The following is an 18,126-nucleotide window of genomic DNA, read 5'->3' on the forward strand; positions in this document are numbered from 1 at the left end:
AAAATTAAGGTAGCGTTATCTCTTTTTTATAAACCTGCATGGCCTCGGGCAGCCACTTTTTTAAGGCCTTGGCCCGCGACCCATCGCTAGGGTGAGAAGCAAAGGCGTTTTTTTTATCGTGTTTATCTTTGCGGTTCGCGGCCTGTTCCCAAATTTGCACTGCCGCCTCGGGATTGTACCCTGCTTTACTCATGTAATAAAATCCCACTCGATCGGCTTCTTTTTCATGTTTGCGGCTGTAGCCCGGCATGATGAGATTGGTGCTTAAAGAAAAGAGTGAATCAAAGGCAAATTGAGCCGATGACCCAACCCCCGCCCCCAGGGCAATCGAAGCAATAGAGCCAAGGGCGTTCAAAGCCATAGCACTCGAGATTTGGCGGGTGGCATGGCGCATGGTCGCATGAGAAATCTCATGGGACAAGATCGCTGCAATTTGTGCATCGTTGTTGATGTCCACCAAGCCTTTTTGAGGATCAAAGAGCCCCGAAAACACCCCAATCTTACCCCCTGGCAGGCAATAGGCATTCACCACCTTGGGCATATCAAACACATGCACTTCGTAAGGCAAATCCGGCATATCCGAAACTTTCGCAATTTTTCGAACAATATGGTTGATGCGATTTTTCAATTTGGCATGTTTAGGTAAATCCACGCCGATATTTTTCTTGCGAAAAATTTTAATCTGTTCTTGTAAATAATGCGTGCCAATTTTAATTTCTTGTTCCATCGAAAAACTAGTTTTGTGCTGACGCTTGTAATCCCACAAATGCTTGCCGGCTTTTTCTTTAGATTTTTTAGCTGAAACTTCAAGGGGAACCCCCTGCGGAAGCAAGAAAATAACCAAAAATATTAATAACTTACGTAGCCTAACCATAACCCCCTCCTCATAATTCTTATCACAAGTATAAATTCAAACCCCCAAACAAGCCACGAGAATTTTCAAGACAAATCATCGCACCTAAAAAGGGAGTGAGGAGACTTTGCAGTAGAGTCAGCTTTTTCGACCCGGCGCTCCAGCGGTGACCCTCATGGGGCTAGCCGGCACGGAATCCTTCCGCGTTCCCCCGCCAAAGGCGGGGGCCTCGGCTTTCCATGCCGGCTAGCCCGCATGGGGGCCCCACCGCTTCCGCGATGGGTCGAAAAAGCTGACTCTACTGCAAAGTCTCCTCACTCCCTTTTTATATCTCTACAAATATTTACGAAGAAGTCTTGCCGAAGCGGGAAGAGGTTACCCGAAACCCCTTTGCTTGGGGTTGAGGGAACCTCTGCCGGATTCGGCAAGACGTGGCTCAAATGACATATTTTCTAGTTGCTTCACTCCCCATTCCCATCCATAATTCGCGCCAGTTTTATGGATTCCTTTCATCAATTCTATGATGCGATTATTGTTGGTTCAGGAATTTCGGGTTCTTTTATTGCGGCTGACCTAACCAAAGCCGGATTAAAATGCTTATTATTAGAAGCGGGAAAATTTTTTAATAAATACACCTATCCTCGTCACGAAATTGATTCCAATTCTCAACTCTATTGGGGAGGGGGCATTGAATTTAATGCCAATGCTACGATTGGTTTTTTACGCCCCAAGGTGGTTGGTGGTGGATCGATTGTTAATCAGGCTTTGCTGGATCGCTTTGATAATATCGCCCTTGAAGCTTTTCGAGAAACTTCCGGAATCGATTTTTTCTCAACCGAAAATTTAAAGCCTTGGTACGAACAAGCCGAACAAGAATTATGTATCCAAACCATTCCTGAACAATTCCACAATGGCAATGCCAAAATTTTCAAAACCGGTTTTGAAAAATTAGGCTTTCAATACGCCCCCTTATGCCGAGCCCAAAAAAACTGCCGCTATGAAGAGGGCAATGATTGTATTGAATGCCTAGCCGGCTGCCCCATCGATAGCAAACAAAGCATGCCGGTCACGGTATTAAAAAAGGCCTTGAGCGAAGAATTGACCCTGTTAGATCAATGTGAGGTCACACAAATAGTCCCTCGCTCAGAAGATGTTGAGGTTCATGCTTTATTCAAAAATAATGAGCGCCATTGTTTTAAAGGAAACCGGCTCATCTTAGCCTCCGGCGCCATTGGCAATTCAAAATTACTTTTGCGTTCTGGGTTTAAAAAATCTTTGCCTGCTTTAGGAGAAAGTTTTTTCACCCATCCTCAATATATGGTCTTAGCCCTCTATGCCAAGCCCATCAACGCTCACAAAGGCCCCTTACAATCGGTTAAATCAAATGACCCGGGGTTTAGGCGAAAGGGGTTTAAACTTGAAAATGTGTTTGCCCCGCCGGTTGCCATTGCCATGCTATTGCCCGGCATTGAATCGCACCATCAATATTATATGAAAAACATCACTCGGCTTGCCTGCATTGAAGTGGCCGTGCGCGACACCCACCCTGGTAAAATCAAACTAAACCGAAAGGGCGAGGTCAAAATCTTTAAAACTTTAAATGGTGAAGACCAGCGACGCCGTGATGCGGGGCTCGAAACGATTCAAAATATTTTTGAAGCCACCGGCGCTCAAGAAATCATACGCGGGAAAATGCCCATTGGCCTGCATTTGATGGGAGGTTGCGGCATTGGCAGCAATGCCAAAACATCGGTGGTTAACCCTGATTTTCAATTACATGGCCATAAAAATATCTTTGCTGCCGACTCGAGTATCTTTCCTAATGCACCAGGCATCAACCCTTCATTAACGATCATGGCTCTCTCTAAATTAGCCGCTACCAGAATAGTAAGGAACCCATGATCTCTAAATATTTTTCCAAAACACAAATCAAGGGGCTACAAAAAGTAGGGGATGTTATCATCCCGGGCGATCTTGAATTTCCCGCTTTTTCCAAAACCGGTTTTATCATTCACGTTGATCGAATCCTAGATTACTTGCCCGCAACAGAGCGTAAGAGTTTTTGTCATTTAATGATTCTATTGCGTTTTTTGCCTAAATTTTTATTACGCATTATTTTTACGCTCACGGATAAAAATACAAAGTTTCCCTGGCTGCTGGGTACTGCCTTACGCCTATTGGACATTGGCGTAAAAGGAGTGGTGTTTACCCTCTATTACTCGATGCTCAAAGAACCCATCCCCATGGGCGGGAAAATCACTCAACTCATAAAATGGGACGCTAAAGTTGAACGTCCTAAATCCGATCCAAACGCGTCGAGCACCTTTCCAGAACCCAATTTGCAAAACCCAAGCCATCAAGACATTCAAAATATTTATGCGCGAGCGAAAGAAAGCAAAAAAGAATTACGCATGCTCCCCCTAGCGCAACGGCTTAAGTATGTTACATCGTTAAAAGAAATCATTCTTACACAATATGAATCCATCCTCGACCGTATTCAGGCCGATACCAAAAAATCCCGAACCGATGCCTTAATGTCAGAAATTTTTGGGGTCTTAGATCATCTCACTTATTTAGAAAAGTATGCGATCAAACAGCTACGTGATCGCAAGGTACCCACCCCGCTTTCTTTAATGGGCAAAAAATCAAAAATTCTCTTTGAACCGCTAGGTGTGGCATTGATCATCTCTCCCTGGAATTACCCCCTCTATCAAGCCCTGGTGCCGCTTACGACGGCATTTGTATGTGGCAATAGCGTGATCTATAAACCCTCCGAACTTACCCCCCTTACAGGGTTAGTCGAAGAACTCTTAACTCAAAGCGGCTTTCATCCTCATTGGATACAAGTCGTTTATGGCGATGGGCAAGTGGGTGCCAAGCTCATTGAACCTCGCCCTGATAAAATATTTTTTACCGGCAGTGTTAAAACTGGCAAGGCCATCATGGCTAAGGCCGCTGCAGCCCTCATTCCGGTAGAATTAGAATTAGGTGGCAAAGACCCAATGATCGTGTTTGAAGATGTCAATCTTGATCGTGCAGTCAAGGGAGCCGTGTGGGGGGCTTTAACCAATACCGGGCAGGCCTGTACTTCTATTGAACGACTCTATGTTCAAGAATCGATCTATGATGAGTTCCGAGATAGGCTGATCCTTGAAATCCAAAAAGTGAAACAACAGGTCGATCACGACGGCAGCGCGGATATGGGAATCATGACCTCAACCCGGCAGATTCAGATCATCCGTGAACAATTAGAAGATGCCATTAAACAAGGGGCAAAAATTCTCACCGGTCGAAATTGGGATTATGTCTCCCCCTTCATCCCCCCTATTCTTTTAGAAAACACCACCGCTGCCATGAAAATAAACCAAGAAGAAACCTTTGGCCCGCTGCTTCCGCTTTTTAAATTTCGGGATGAAGCAAGCGTGATTGCATTGGCCAACGATAGCCCCTTTGGCCTGTCGGCCAGTGTGTGGACGGCTGACCTGAATCGTGCCATGCGCGTCACCAAGGCCTTAGAAACGGGGAATGTTTCTATCAACAATGTCATGTTGACCGAAGGCAACCATGCACTGCCCTTTGGGGGCACCAAACAAAGTGGCATTGGCCGTTATAAGGGTGAGTTTGGTTTTTATTGCTTCACGAATATTAAATCGGTTTTGATCGATAAAAATGGCAAAAAAATCGAAGCCAATTGGTACCCTTACACTCCACAAAAATATCAGATTTTCAAAAAAATGATGGCGGGGTTGTTTGGAGAAGGGGTCAGGTCTTTGGGTCGTTTTATCATCAACGGGCTTAAGCTTGAACGTTATAGTAATAAAGTAGGTAAAAAGGGAAGGACATAGCCCTATTGTCATTGCGAGGGCTCCTTCGGCAAGCCTCAGGATAAACTCCGCAATCTTCCTTTTTATAATAATGAAGATTGCCACGGGCCTAAAGGCCCTCGCAATGACATAATCTATGTTTCAAAACTACCAACAATTACGTCAGCTACTCACTAACGAAACCTACCCTTTAATAGTGGTGGATCTTGACGTCTTAACTGCCAACACGCAAAGGATCGCTCAAAAAATCAAAGCCGCAGGCAAATCTTTACGCATCGCTACCAAATCCATTCGTGTCCCCTATTTAATTTCCCTTATTCAAAAAATAGCCGGCCCCACCGCTCGAGGGCTCATGTGTTTTTCTATGCAAGAAGCAGATCAACTTTCCCAACTTGGTTTTGATGATCTCTTGATCGCCTATCCCACCGTACAGCCACAAGAATTAAAAATTTTCCGTAAACTCATCGATACTGGCAAAAAAGTTACCCTGATGGTTGACCATGAATTTCATTTAGAACCCTTAAAATCGGTGGCTAGCCCAGCTCAACCCTTACCTGTGTGTATTGATATTGACATGTCTTATCGGCTTTTTAATTCCATTCATCTTGGAGTTTATCGTTCGTCTATTCGAAACATCGCTGACTTTTCTCGATTACTCGACCGCATTCAAAATGCTGCTTATTTACAGCTCGCTGGGATTATGGGTTACGAAGCCCAAATTGCAGGGCTCCCCGATCAAAATCCTTTTTCAGCCACCACGAATTTTATTAAAAAATGGGTCCGCCAGCGTTCGAAAAAAATTGTTTATGAAAAACGAAAAAGAATTGTTGAATTATTGAACCAAAAAAAGATTTCATTAGATTTTTTTAATGGTGGTGGAACTGGTAGCCTAACCAGCACCCTCGAAGAACCTTGGATTAGCGAAGTTACAGCGGGTTCAGGTTTTTTACAGTCTCACTTGTTTGATTATTACCAAGACAATGTCAACGAACCTGCGTTTTGCTTCGGCCTACCCATCACTCGTATCCCAGAAAAAGGCATCGTTACCTGTCAAAGCGGGGGATTTATAGCCAGTGGCACCCTATCCCCAGATAAAGCCCCTCAAGTTTTTCTGCCTAAGCATCTAGAACCTATTTCGAATGAAGGTTTTGGTGAAGTTCAAACTCCCTTAAAAACTTTAGAAAGCAACAAACTTTCGATGGGGGATCCCATCTTTTTCCGCCCTGCCAAGGCTGGCGAAATTGCCGAACGCTTTAATGAATATGTTCTAATTCAAGGCGGACAAATCGTTGATAGGGTTAAAACTTATCGTGGTTTAGGCTGGAATTTTTTCTAATTGGGTCCTGATCCACTTCATGATAAGTTTAAATAAATTGTGCTACTCTTACCATTGATAAAAATATTTCTAGTTTTCTCCCTATCTGGCTTTGCCATCTTTACCTATTTCCCCAAAATGTTCGACAATTTTCGTGGAATTATCGATCGCACGATTTTAGCCTTTTTAGTCGGAGCGCTTTTTTTTACCTTATTGTTTTACCCCGCTCAAAGTTTAATCGGTCTCAAAATTACACTCACTAATATTTTAATTATATTCGGTTTATTATGTCTCCCGGCCCTACTGATTCGAATAAGAAAGGGGTTATCGCCCCTTTCAATCAAACCCAAGGCCTTAGCCCAAGGTTTGCTTTTAATATTACTTGGGATTATTTTTAGTTTAAGTCTTAGTATACGATTACAAAATGCCCAAAAATATCCCAACTACCTATTAGATTCCGACCCTTATCGGCACGAGGTACGTACCTACGCCATGATGCAAACCGGAACGATCAGCAAATTTGACCCTCTCATTATCGGCGAAACCCCCATTTTTGAACTGCAGGGCTGTTATGTCCTTGCGGCATTGCTCGGTATCCTGGGGAATTTTAGTGCTTGGCAAATTTGGATGTGGGGGGCTCAAAGTGCGGGTGCTCTGTGCATTTTAGCCATGTATCTCTTAGCCAAATATACCCACGAAATGCTGTCGCGCGAGTTCCAATGGAAAGAACGTTCTTTTTTAGGGCTTCAAGCCGCCTACTGGGCAGGGTTGATTGCAGCCGCACTGTTAGGCGCATCTCCGGTCCACATTTTACGCACCAACATGGGGTTTTCTGAAGGTTTTGCCCTCCCCTATTTCCCACTAACCATTCTGTTTTATCTTTTTTGTATTCACCATCGAGAAAAAATTTATTTCATCCTCTTTGGGCTCTTTTTCACCATGTTGACCTTTAATAATCCCACCTCAGCCGTTTTTCTGGTCCCTCCTTTCCTGTTTCATACCCTTTGGATTACTTTCACCCGTCGGCAATATTTTCATCTCACCGGTTTCGCTCTGGCAGCGGGCGTTTTCTTGGTTTGGGTCTTCATTTGGAAATTTAATTTTTTAGCCACGCCCTTTTTCCAAACCGCCTCTCATTTATCAGAAACTGGAACCAAAGGTATTTTAAAAGACGTGGGGGTAGGAAAAACTTTGATGCAATCGCTCGCTTTAGGTTGGAAAGAATTTAAAGTCCAGGCCCTACGCAATCTTACGTCTTTGCAACTTTTTGGAATAATGATGGCTTGGTTGGGATTCCTCATTCTTTCATTTAAACGTTTTCGCTATCAATTGGGTGACACCAGTTCGTTTTTGATTAGCTCCACGGTCATTTTATTCAGCGTACTTTTCCTCATCCCATTCGGATTTATCTCTTTTACCATGTATTATTATCGCCATTTTATTCCGCTGGCCCATCTGTCAGCATTGCTGATCGCTACCCTTGTGGTTTGGCTTGCCACACAAAAAGAAACCCTCAAACCCTATTTAGTTTCAGCCAGCATGATTGCCGCATTAACCATCAGTTATAAAGCAAAACCCTGGGGCACCTGGGGGCTCAATTGTTCTCATGAAGAATATTCTAGCGCCCGCTGGATCAATCAAAATGCCCCTAGCGATGCTATTATTATTGCCAATTGGTTCACGGGAGACTTTCTGCGCAGTCTTACGAAACGTCAAGTCATCATGAGCGACTATGCACGGGATGAAGTCGCGAAGGCAGATAAACATACAAACTTGGATATCCGTATTTTACCCAAAGATACCAACAAGGTCATTGAATACATTCAAAAGAATCCCGGCACCTATTACTTGATCACCAGCAAATGGGGCCCTTGGGGCAAATACGACGAAGATCAACGGTTTGAATTATTAAAGACCCACGGCACTAAAAAGAAAGACCAGTCCAAAATCTATCGTATTGATCCCAATCGCATTCTACCTATAACTACGCCCGCTTTACCTCCTTAACGAAAAGCCCTTTCAAACAGGAAAAAATCAGGTTATACTCCTCCCTCTGCCGAAGCCCTGGAAGTTTTTATGCGAAAGAAAAAAGTAGCACTTGTTAATCCTCCCAATCAGTACATGTTACCTTCCAATACACCTGCCTTTCTTTCTAAGAAGGAGGGCGTTGGAGCCCTACCACCTCTAGGGTTATTGTTTATTGCAAGTTACTTAAAAAAAAATTCAGACCATGAACTCCTTTTTTTAGATGGGGTCGTTGACAAACTGGATCATCAAACGATTGCCCAACGAATTGTCGATTTTAAGGCCGACGTTGTGGGTATCACCACCATCACTTTCTTTTTAGTTGATTGCATTCAAGTTGCTAAGGCCATTAAAAAACTTGAACCCTCTATCAAGGTTGTCATGGGTGGGCCTCATGTCGCCATTTACCCAGAAGAAACCGCCAAGCTTGGTTGTTGTGATTTTGTCCTCAAAGGTGAGTGCGAACAATCTTTTACTCAACTTGTTAATCATATTGAAGATGAAGAAGAGATCAAAAAAATTAATGGTATTTATTTTAAAACTAAAAATGGAACTTTCTTCTCCAATCCTCACGTCGATTTTGTGCAAGATCTAGATTCCCTCCCTTTTCCTGACCGGTCTCTTATTCCATACAAAAAATATAACTCTATTTTAAGTCAGGAAAAACTGGGTGGCGGTTATGTAACAACGATATTTAGCAGTCGCGGTTGCCCCTTTAAATGTATCTTTTGTGATCGTCCCACTTTGGGAAAAAACTTTAGGTTTCATAGCCCTGAATACGTTCTTTCAGAAATCCAACATGCCTATAGTTTAGGTGTTCGCGAATTTTTCTTTTATGATGACACATTTACGATCAACCGAGAGCGGGTCATGAAATTATGCCAGCTCATCTTAGCAAATAACCTAAAAATAATTTTTGATATCCGTACTCGGGTCAACAATGTCGACGAAGAGTTGTTAACGGTCATGAAAAGAGCCGGTCTTGGGCGAGTTCACTATGGTATTGAAGCAGGTTCAGAAGAGATATTAAAAAAATTAAAAAAAGGTATTACTAAATCGTTAGCACGCAAGGCACTTAAAGCTACCAAAAATTTGGGAATTGAATGTCTTGGTTACTTTATGTTTGGTGCACCCAGTGAAACAAAAAAGCAAATGTTAGAAACCGTTGCCTTTGCTAAAGAATTATCTCCTGACTATTGTCATTTTGCGGTCTTAACTCCTTTTCCAGGAACACCCATCTATCTAGAAATGGTTCAAAACAATCTCACCGCTGACTATTGGAAGGCCTACGCTGAAAATCCTACTCCTAATTTTGTTCCGCCTTTTTATCCTGCTGGGTTATCAAGAGAGGAACTCATCATCATTCTCTCTCGAGCCTATAAGAAATTTTACATGACTCCAAAATATATCTTAAAACAATTAATTAAGATCCGAACGCCTGGAATGCTTTGGAAGAGAATGAGAGTATTTTTTAATTTATTTTTTACAAAAACAAAGAAATTAATAGCCCTTGACCCTGAAAATACCTCTTTCGAAAAAGCTACCCCAATGGAAGGATTCTTTCAGTAATCGTCGATGGCCGTTTTTCAACAGCTCTCCAAAAGAAAGCTCATATCCAAGGCAGGTGCAGAATGAGTAAGCCTGCCAATAGAAATATAATCGACACCTGTCCTGGCAATCGCTCGAACATTTTTTAACGTAACCCCCCCTGAAGACTCGAGTTTAGTTCGCCCAACAGCTAGTTTTACAGCCTTTTTCAAAACTGGGATTGGAAAATTGTCAAGCAAGATTCGTTTGACTCTGGTTTGCAAGGCCTGCTGCAATTCGGAAAGATTACGTACCTCTAAAATAAGATTATTTCTGTCTTTCGAAAATTTCTCGATTGCCTGTCTAATGGAACCAGCTATTTTAATATGATTTTCTTTAATCAATATTCCATCGGCCAAAGAAAATCGGTGGTTCTCACCCCCTCCCATTAGCACTGCCCACTTTTCTAATAAACGTAAACCTGACAAGGTTTTGCGTGTGTCTAAAATTTTAACCTTCGTTCCTGCCACCGCTTGAACATAGCGTTGTGTCTCTGTTGCAATGCCACTTAAGTGTTGTAGCAAATTAAGTAACGTCCTTTCACCTGCCAATAGTGACTCTACGGACCCTTCTAAGGTCGCAATGATTTCACCTTGTTTTACTGTCTGCCCATCTTTCTTCTTTAGTTGCACGCGTACACTGCCAGGCAAAAGGCTAAAGGTAAGCGGAATAGCGATGGTCCCAGCAAAAATCCCTTTTTGCTTGGCTAATAAAATACCCTTGGCTTTTTTAATTGGATTCTTTTTTAAAATTAAATCTGTGGTTAAATCACGATTAGCTTTATCTTCCTTCAAAGCTAACTTAAGGACTCGCAAGAACTCTTGTCGTAAGTTTTTCATTTATCTTAACATGCCTTTTAATCTTTGCACAAACAGGTCTCCCGTTAACAAAGCGCTAGGAGTTACCTCGCAGCCTACCCAACACCCAGGGCATTTTTTAACCCACTGTCGATCTTTGGTTAATCGGTCCGAGAACCATAGTTCTTGGAATGACAACTGTCTTAAATTGCCCACTCGGTTGGTATTAAAGTAACAAATGGGCACATCGCCATTGGGCAAGATTCGTAAATGCCGATGCAGGGCAATACAACTGGGGTTTGGATCACCCTTTTTAAGCAAAAGACGATTGCGCAGACCTAAGAGATAGTTTTGTAAGACCCAACGTTCTACCCGAGAATTAACATATTCTGCATGCTCGTCAAATAAATCTAATAACTCTTCCAAAGTATTCTGAGAATAATGCCCAAATAGTTTCATCTCTCCTGGATAAGAAGGCGCAATATTTTTATAGCCGCCTTGAGAATAAATAGGTGCTTCTTGAACTGCAAAACCTGTATGTAACGGAACCTGCAACTTATCTAGGACCGCCCTTAATTCCAGATATTGTTCTTTTGGATCTTCAGCTGTAAGTACCTGATTAACACCAAAATAAAACCGCGGCTTACTTTTGCGCAAAGCCGCCAAACGTTTGACCGTTTCAAAAGACCGTTTCCACGCATCTTGGCCCCGAATGCGATCTTGGGTGGCACCATAACCATCAATGGAAATCTTAATATCTAAATTAGTAGGTAAGGCATAATTTTCAACAAAACTCACAACCCGATCGGTCAAAAAACCATTGCTCGTAATGTGAATGTAATAAGGTTTGGTATACTGGTAAATTATTTTTGCCCGCTCATACAAATCACCCAAAATAAAGGGCTCACCCCCACTCAACCGAATAGCCAACAATTGTCGCAATTGTGAAAAAATTTTATCGACTTCGTCTAGTTGTAAGGTGGCTTCTTCTTTGGTCTTCCAAGAATCACACATAATACAATGGGCATTGCATTTCAGCGTAACCTGATAGGTTACATAGGAAGGATAATCAATCTTACCCATCCGCTCCCGAACAATCGTCTTTAATAAATTGAAATAAGAAATCATTTCGTTGAACATACCTTGAAGACAAGAGAGTGTCGAGGGTACTTTGATATTACAAAAAGTGATTTAAGTGAACATGAGATAGAAGGTAAAGTAAAGCGTGTCAACGGCTTCTGCAGCGTTTGTTTTAGGGAGAGGGCGAGGTCAAGAAAGCCCGATTTCACTCAAACCTATTTGCCATGGCAACAAATGAATATCGTCTATTTTTTTAGGAATAGGATCACAAGAGAGGCAATAAGCTTCAACGTTCTTCCCCATGTCTTTTTTGAATAAGGATAACGTGCGTATATCTCTTGAGTCTACCCTTTCTGCCGATTTGATTTCGACAATAACTAAAGGGAGCCCGGGGCGCTCAATAATCAAATCAATTTCAGCATCATCTTTTGTTCGGAGATAACTGAACCGGTAATCTTTTTCATGGTAAGCATTTAACCGATAAGCTTCAGCCATCACAAAATGTTCGAAGGTTTTTCCATATCCATAAGTGCCTTTTAAAATATCCACGGTCAAACTTCCCTCTAAAGCCCTTTTAACCCCAAGATCAAAGAAATAAAATTTAGGATTAGTCCTTTGCCGCTTACGGATGGATTGATGAAAGGGATGAAGAAGAAAACCAATCAGAGTATCTTCAAGGATCTGAAAATAGGACTGGACCGTGACCGTGTCAACACCTACATCGTGCGCTATATTGGAAAAATTCACAATTTCACCATTCTGTTGAGCGGCAATTTCAAGAAAAAGACGGAAGGGATCTAACTTGCGTATGATCTGTTCGGCAACAATCTCTTCTTTTAAATAGGTCTGAGCATAGGTACGCAAGAAACGAATTTTATCTTGTGTTGCTGAAAGTTGAAAAATCTTAGCCAAGCTCCCCCACCGCAAAATGTCAGGTAATAAAAACTCAGAACCAAGTTCTACATGGGTCAAAGGGAACAGATGATACACAAAGGCCCTTCCTGCCAAGAGATTAGCCGCACCACGTTTTAGTTTTCTTGCAGAAGAACCTGTCAGCGCAAAAAGTTTTTTATGTTTTTCAATACAAAGATGAACAACATCAAGAAGCTTGGGCAACTTTTGAATTTCGTCAATTACAATCCAGCGGGTTTTTTGGTCCAAGCCCTTCACCTGGGCTAAGAGGGCGTTGGGGTCCTTAGCCAATCGCTCCTCCTCATCAAGATTGAGAAGGTCTATATAAAGATGGGGGACAGACTCAAACTTCCATTCCAACCAGGTGGATTTACCTGTGCCACGAGCCCCAAAAATGAAAAAACTGTTATCTTTTGAGGGGTTTATTATCCTATTGAACATACTCAATAAAAGTACGCCTTTTATTGACCTAAGTCAATGAAAAATCGGTTCCTAGATTTAATCTTTCCACCGATCAATCAACTTATGAGTGCCTGCAAAAAGTAATTCAAAACCTTCTTCTCTAATACGAAATACACCTCGATAAAAACGATCGATGTGGAAAGTGCTCAAATCGTTGAGCTAGCCGTCACGAACTTTCTGTTATTGCGAGCCCAAGCCTGCCCCGGATGGCGGGCCATATGTGGGCATTGGGGGAAAGGTTCATGGACCCGTTTGGCGAAAAGGTAGAGACACCCACCGAGGCAAGAGGCGCGGTGAAATGGAACATCGGCAAGACCGGGTTTATTGTCAGCGCAGGCGGCAAGGATCTTAGCAGCGCAGAGGTCCTATCACTGTATGGATCTTGCTAATTAAAGCGAGATCAACTTGTCAATTGATTGTTCCATTTGATTTCTAGGGGGAGAAAATTTTTGTCTATGTGTCTAAATGAGCATCACGGGTTTTTTCATTGTAGTTATTGATCATCAGAGGGAGGTCTGCGAATTCTAATACGGGTAGCATCAACAACTACAATACAATTTCTAAACTCCTCAAGATTGGTGTTGGCTACAAAATTTTCAATAAAATGATTGACAGCCAATGGACCATAACTTTCAGGACGGAAAAGAATGATACCTGGAAAACAACCTGGCGGATATTTCCTTAAATCGGCAAACTCTACGTCGAGTGTTAAAAGTATTCGTCTTTCCTCTTTACAAACAGCAGCTATTATTGGATCGGGTTGTGAAAGCAATCCTTCATCAGCAGCGGTCATTACATCATGATTCAATTTTTGCAGGATGGGTTTAAGATGGCGAGAAATATTTTCATCGAGCTTTAATTTCATGACCCAGAAGCAATTTTCCACAGATGTTCACGTGAGAGTTCCGCGGCATAGGCAAGAGCAGCCTGAATATCTTCTTGGCTAAGCTGCGGATAATGATCGATAAGCTGTTGTGAAGTCAGCCCTTCTGCAAGCCCATCAAGGATAATGGAAATATAGATCCTCGTTCCCCGGATGCAAGGCTCCCCCCCAGCAACTTGTGGATTGACAACAACTCTATTCAACGCTTCTTTGTAGGTCATAAACTTAGAGTAAGTATAAACAATGACGACTTAAATTACAACTTTAAAACCAGATGGTGTGTAACATAAGAACACACGTCCGTTTGCGTATGTTGGTGAAAGGTAACTTATCATGATCTCATGGCATTTACTTGAGCAATTCTAAGGCTTCTTCGACTTCAGATTTACGAATTTCTAATTCTTGTTTTTCTTGATTCTTTTGTTGAACCAATTCGGGTGGGGCTTTTTGAGCAAAATTGGGGCTGGTCAGCATGTGGGAAACAGCATCGATCCCTTTTTGGATGCGCTTAATTTCTCTCCCTTGACGCTCTTTTTCTTTTTCAATGTCGATCAGGCCCGTTAATGGAACATAAACCAAAATTTCATCTACCCCAGTAACCCCTTTAGCAACTGGCTCCGAGGGCTTTTGATCGATGTAGGTTATTTTTTGTGCTCGGCCCAATTCTATCATACGATCTTCTAAACTTTGTATTTCTGCCTTGTTACCTTTGCCCAAATAAACCCACACGGCAATTTTTTGTGAAGCTGGCACCCCGGTTTCGGTGCGGATTTGGCGAAGCTTACTCACCATTTTTTGAAGCTTGTTGATGCGTTGATCAGATAGACGCCAAGTGCCTAAAATGTTTTCTTGAGGAACCTGGGGAAAGGCGGCTTGGAAAAGGTACCTGCCCTCTCGCTTGGCTAAAAGGTGCCACAGCTCTTCGGTAAGAAAAGGCATGAAAGGATGTAATAAGCGCAAGGCCTGATCTAAAATAAAAACCGCCACCGTTGCGGTTTGTTGTTTGGCCTGCAGGTCGTCGCCGTATAAACGGCTTTTAATCAATTCAAGGTACCAATCACAATAGGTGCCCCAAAAAAAATGATAAAGAGTTAAGGCCGCATCATTGAAACGGTAATCATCAAGGGCCTGTTTGACGCTATTCACACATTGAAAAAACTCACTCAATATCCATTGATCTTCATCCGAACTGGCCTCTGGAATATTTTGGAGATCGGTTTTGGCATGAGGGAGCGCTGCTTGAATAATAAAACGAGAGGCATTCCAAATTTTATTACAAAAATTACGATAACCTTCGACTCGATCTTCAGCCAATTTGATATCGCGGCCTTGGGCTGCAAAGGCGGCCAAAGTAAAACGAAAGGCATCGGTTCCGTATTTTTCCATCAAATGCAATGGATCCATCACGTTGCCCTTGGATTTGCTCATTTTATGCCCTTGGGCATCGCGCACTAAGGCATGAATATAAACCTCACGAAACGGAACTTCTTGCATAAAATGCAGGCCCAGCATCATCATGCGCGCCACCCAGAAAAACAAAATATCAAACCCGGTAATCAACGTGCTGGTTGGATAATATTGCTTTAATAAAGGCGAGCTTTCATCTGGCCAACCTAGAGTAGAAAAGGGCCAGAGGGCTGATGAAAACCAAGTGTCTAAGACATCGGTTTCGGGTTTCAAAGCAGAACTTTTACAAACGGGGCATTGCGTAATGTCTTGTTTAGAAACAACGATTTCCCCACATTCACAATACCATGCTGGGATGCGATGCCCCCACCAAATTTGTCGTGAAATGCACCAATCCCGAATATTTTCTAGCCAATTAAAATAGGTGTTTTGCCACTGCTCCGGGATAATTTTGGTCCGGCCGTCTTTCACCGCCTGCAAAGCCGCTCCGGCCAAGCCCTTCGTCTGCACAAACCATTGCATCGAAAGATACGGCTCCACAACCGTCTTGCAGCGATAACAATGGCCAATGCTGGTGGGATAATCTTCAATTTTCTCCAACAAATCCATCTCTTCGAGTTTAGCCACGATCGCATGACGGGCTTTAAAACGTTCAAGGCCAGCAAAGGATCCAGCAAGTTCATTCAAATGAGCATCTTCAGTAAAAATATTATAGCGGGGCAACCCGTGCCTCAACCCCACTTCAAAATCATTAAAATCATGAGCTGGCGTTATTTTAACGGCACCGGATCCAAACTGACGATCGACATATTCATCACCAATAATGGGAATTTCTCGATTAACAAAAGGCAAAATAATTTTTTTGCCTAGCAAGGCTTGATAGCGAACATCTTCGGGATGCAGCGCAACCGCACTATCCCCTAGCATCGTCTCCGGCCGGGTGGTGGCAACAATCAATACTTCGTTAGTGCCATGAATAGGGTAACGAAGGTGCCAGAGCTTGCCCTTACCCTCTTCGTGCTCCACTTCAAGATCCGAGAGTGCCGTGTGGCAACGCGGGCACCAATTGATCAATTTTTCCCCTCGATAAATCAATCCTTCTTTATACAAACTCACAAAAACTTCTTGGACTGCAGCGCTTAAGCCGGGGTCCATCGTGAACCGCTCTCGATTGTAATCGAGGCTCGCTCCAAGTTTTTTAAGCTGATGCCGAATCTGCCCACCCGATTCTTCTTTCCAACGCCACACCCGCTCCACAAATTTTTCGCGACCTATATCTTGCCGCGTTTTACCTTCGGCCTTCAGCTGTCGCTCAACGACATTTTGTGTCGCAATCCCGGCGTGATCCAAACCAAAGACCCACAAGGTGGCAAAGCCATTCATATGTTTGTAGCGAATTAAAATATCTTGCAGCGTATTATTAAGCGCATGCCCCATGTGCAAAACCCCGGTCACATTGGGCGGCGGAATCACAATAGAATAAGGAGGCAGGGTGGTATTTTCTTGGGCGGAATATAAATCGGCGTTAACCCAGGCTTCACTCCACTTGGCTTCGATCTCTTTGGGTTCGTACTTCTTGCTTAAATCAAAATCCATGGAGCCCTTAGGTTTTAGGATTTTCTTGCTCTTGTAAAAGTTTGTTTAACTCTTCACGAATAATTTTTTCAGCAAGTTCGGGGACAACTTTATTGACCACTTCTAAAATGCTTGCTTGGGTCATTTGCATTAATTTTTCTTCATCCAAAACGGCCTTGCCACTTTCACTAGCCACGGCCTGCTGCGGAGTGATAGGCTCGATCGATTCTACAGGTGCAGGCAACGGAGTGACCTCATCTTCAAAATGATCTTCAGGAGAACGTTTCCAATAAAAACCCATAATTTGGTTTCCTTATAGTAAAAAGCGTGCAAATTTATCTAGTATTTCGGCCATCCGCTTGTCAAGGAGCCTAGTATTAAGGACATTCAATGAAGAAAACCTGGAATCTGCTTAGGCAACTACTCCCTTGGCTAGTGGCCATTGGCATCTTCTATTGGTTATTCAAAAAATATCCTCCTGCCCAAGTTTTTTCTAATATTCGAGATACCAACCTATTCGCCTTTTTTGGCCTGTCTTTATTCTATGTGGGCTATGTTGCACTCATCGATTCCTATGGCCTAGCTTGGACCTTATCGCGTTTTGATTGTAAGGTTTCTCTAAAAGAAATGATCCCGCCCCGTTTTACGAGCTACTTGGTGGCCATTCTCAATTACAATGCCGGGCAGGCCATGCTCACTCTTTATTTAAAAAAATCTCACCGCTACTCTCCCTTTAAAACTTTGGGCGCCATTCTTTTATTAATGCTGATGGATTTCTTTTTGATCATCACCCTTTGTGTCGTGAGTTCTTTGTTCGTCAACCTGCACGTGCGGGGGATTGACTTGTCGGCATGGATTCAAAAATTTGGATTAGTGTTTTATGTTTCTTTATTAATCGTTGCTTTGTTAAGAAAAAAACTGCCCGCCTTTATTCATCAAAAAAAGATCTTTCAAGCCCTACACCAAGCCACCTATCGTGATATTTTAACTATGATTGGTTTGCGTATTCCCATCCACTTTGGATTTATTTTCTGCATCTATTTTCTTTTGAAAATTTTTCATGCCCATGTTCCCTTCACGAGTCTCATCCTTAGCATACCGCTAGCCCTTTTGATTGGCGCTGTGCCTATAACGCCTGGTGGATTGGGGACCATCCAAGCCGCCATCGTTGAACTGTTAAAAGATCAAATTCACTCGCCGCTTTTTTTAACTGGAACCACTCGCCCTGAAGATTTATTATTTGCCGCAAGCTTACTCTGGATTTTTTGTAACTACCTTTTAAAAGCCACCATAGGATTATTTTATTTAAGACAAGTATCAAAAGTTGTTGGCTCCGTGCTGCCCTCCGAAGCCTCTTAACGCATTGCGCCCTAAGCCCTAATTTTTCCTTAGAATTATCTCTCTTT

Annotated in this window: 14 protein-coding genes; 6 read left to right on the forward strand and 8 right to left on the reverse strand. The window is 42.7% G+C overall.

Going from position 1 to position 18,126, the window contains the following annotated elements:
* Positions 1-4 precede the first annotated feature (4 nt).
* The gene (locus HYU97_02435; GenBank protein ID MBI2335603.1) at positions 5-874 is read right to left on the reverse strand and encodes a M48 family metallopeptidase; all 870 of its coding nucleotides are present in this window, start codon (positions 872-874) and stop codon (positions 5-7) included.
* A 477-nt stretch (positions 875-1,351) separates the two neighbouring features.
* Between HYU97_02435 and HYU97_02440 the strand changes: the two genes are divergently transcribed.
* From HYU97_02440 to HYU97_02460, 5 genes are all read left to right on the forward strand, one after another.
* Positions 1,352-2,755, forward strand: a complete 1,404-nt coding sequence (locus HYU97_02440; GenBank protein MBI2335604.1) for a GMC family oxidoreductase — start codon at positions 1,352-1,354, stop codon at positions 2,753-2,755.
* A 341-nt stretch (positions 2,756-3,096) separates the two neighbouring features.
* Positions 3,097-4,698 carry an aldehyde dehydrogenase family protein gene (locus HYU97_02445; GenBank protein ID MBI2335605.1) on the forward strand — a complete coding sequence of 534 codons (1,602 nt, stop codon included), beginning with the start codon at positions 3,097-3,099 and terminating at the stop codon, positions 4,696-4,698.
* Between the two features lie 115 nt (positions 4,699-4,813).
* A complete protein-coding gene (locus tag HYU97_02450) occupies positions 4,814-6,013 on the forward strand; it encodes an alanine racemase (protein MBI2335606.1) in 1,200 nt (399 codons plus the stop codon).
* A 117-nt stretch (positions 6,014-6,130) separates the two neighbouring features.
* Complete coding sequence (locus HYU97_02455) at positions 6,131-7,999, forward strand: hypothetical protein (GenBank protein ID MBI2335607.1); 1,869 nt, start codon at positions 6,131-6,133, stop codon at positions 7,997-7,999.
* 69 nt (positions 8,000-8,068) lie between these two features.
* Positions 8,069-9,586: a radical SAM protein gene (locus HYU97_02460; GenBank protein ID MBI2335608.1), complete on the forward strand. Its 1,518-nt coding sequence runs from the start codon at positions 8,069-8,071 to the stop codon at positions 9,584-9,586.
* A 17-nt stretch (positions 9,587-9,603) separates the two neighbouring features.
* On the opposite strand, the gene nadC is transcribed toward HYU97_02460, so the two are convergent.
* The 7 genes from nadC to HYU97_02495 all read right to left on the reverse strand — a co-directional run bounded on the left by nadC (position 9,604) and on the right by HYU97_02495 (position 17,021).
* Positions 9,604-10,443, reverse strand: a complete 840-nt coding sequence (nadC, locus tag HYU97_02465; protein MBI2335609.1) for a carboxylating nicotinate-nucleotide diphosphorylase — start codon at positions 10,441-10,443, stop codon at positions 9,604-9,606.
* Positions 10,444-11,529: a radical SAM protein gene (locus HYU97_02470; GenBank protein ID MBI2335610.1), complete on the reverse strand. Its 1,086-nt coding sequence runs from the start codon at positions 11,527-11,529 to the stop codon at positions 10,444-10,446.
* 141 nt (positions 11,530-11,670) lie between these two features.
* Positions 11,671-12,834: an ATP-binding protein gene (locus HYU97_02475; protein ID MBI2335611.1), complete on the reverse strand. Its 1,164-nt coding sequence runs from the start codon at positions 12,832-12,834 to the stop codon at positions 11,671-11,673.
* 514 nt (positions 12,835-13,348) lie between these two features.
* A complete protein-coding gene (locus HYU97_02480; GenBank protein MBI2335612.1) occupies positions 13,349-13,720 on the reverse strand; it encodes a DUF5615 family PIN-like protein in 372 nt (123 codons plus the stop codon).
* A complete protein-coding gene (locus HYU97_02485; GenBank protein MBI2335613.1) occupies positions 13,717-13,959 on the reverse strand; it encodes a DUF433 domain-containing protein in 243 nt (80 codons plus the stop codon). The genes HYU97_02480 and HYU97_02485 overlap by 4 nt, the downstream gene beginning before the upstream one ends.
* Before the next feature lie 127 nt (positions 13,960-14,086).
* Positions 14,087-16,741 carry a valine--tRNA ligase gene (locus HYU97_02490; protein ID MBI2335614.1) on the reverse strand — a complete coding sequence of 885 codons (2,655 nt, stop codon included), beginning with the start codon at positions 16,739-16,741 and terminating at the stop codon, positions 14,087-14,089.
* Between the two features lie 7 nt (positions 16,742-16,748).
* Positions 16,749-17,021, reverse strand: coding sequence for a hypothetical protein (locus HYU97_02495; GenBank protein ID MBI2335615.1), 273 nt, complete (start codon positions 17,019-17,021; stop codon positions 16,749-16,751).
* Between the two features lie 89 nt (positions 17,022-17,110).
* Between HYU97_02495 and HYU97_02500 the strand changes: the two genes are divergently transcribed.
* A complete protein-coding gene (locus HYU97_02500; protein MBI2335616.1) occupies positions 17,111-18,079 on the forward strand; it encodes a flippase-like domain-containing protein in 969 nt (322 codons plus the stop codon).
* Positions 18,080-18,126 lie beyond the last annotated feature (47 nt).

It is taken from the genome of Deltaproteobacteria bacterium, from assembly GCA_016183235.1.
Taxonomy (GTDB): domain Bacteria; phylum UBA10199; class UBA10199; order DSSB01; family JACPFA01; genus JACPFA01.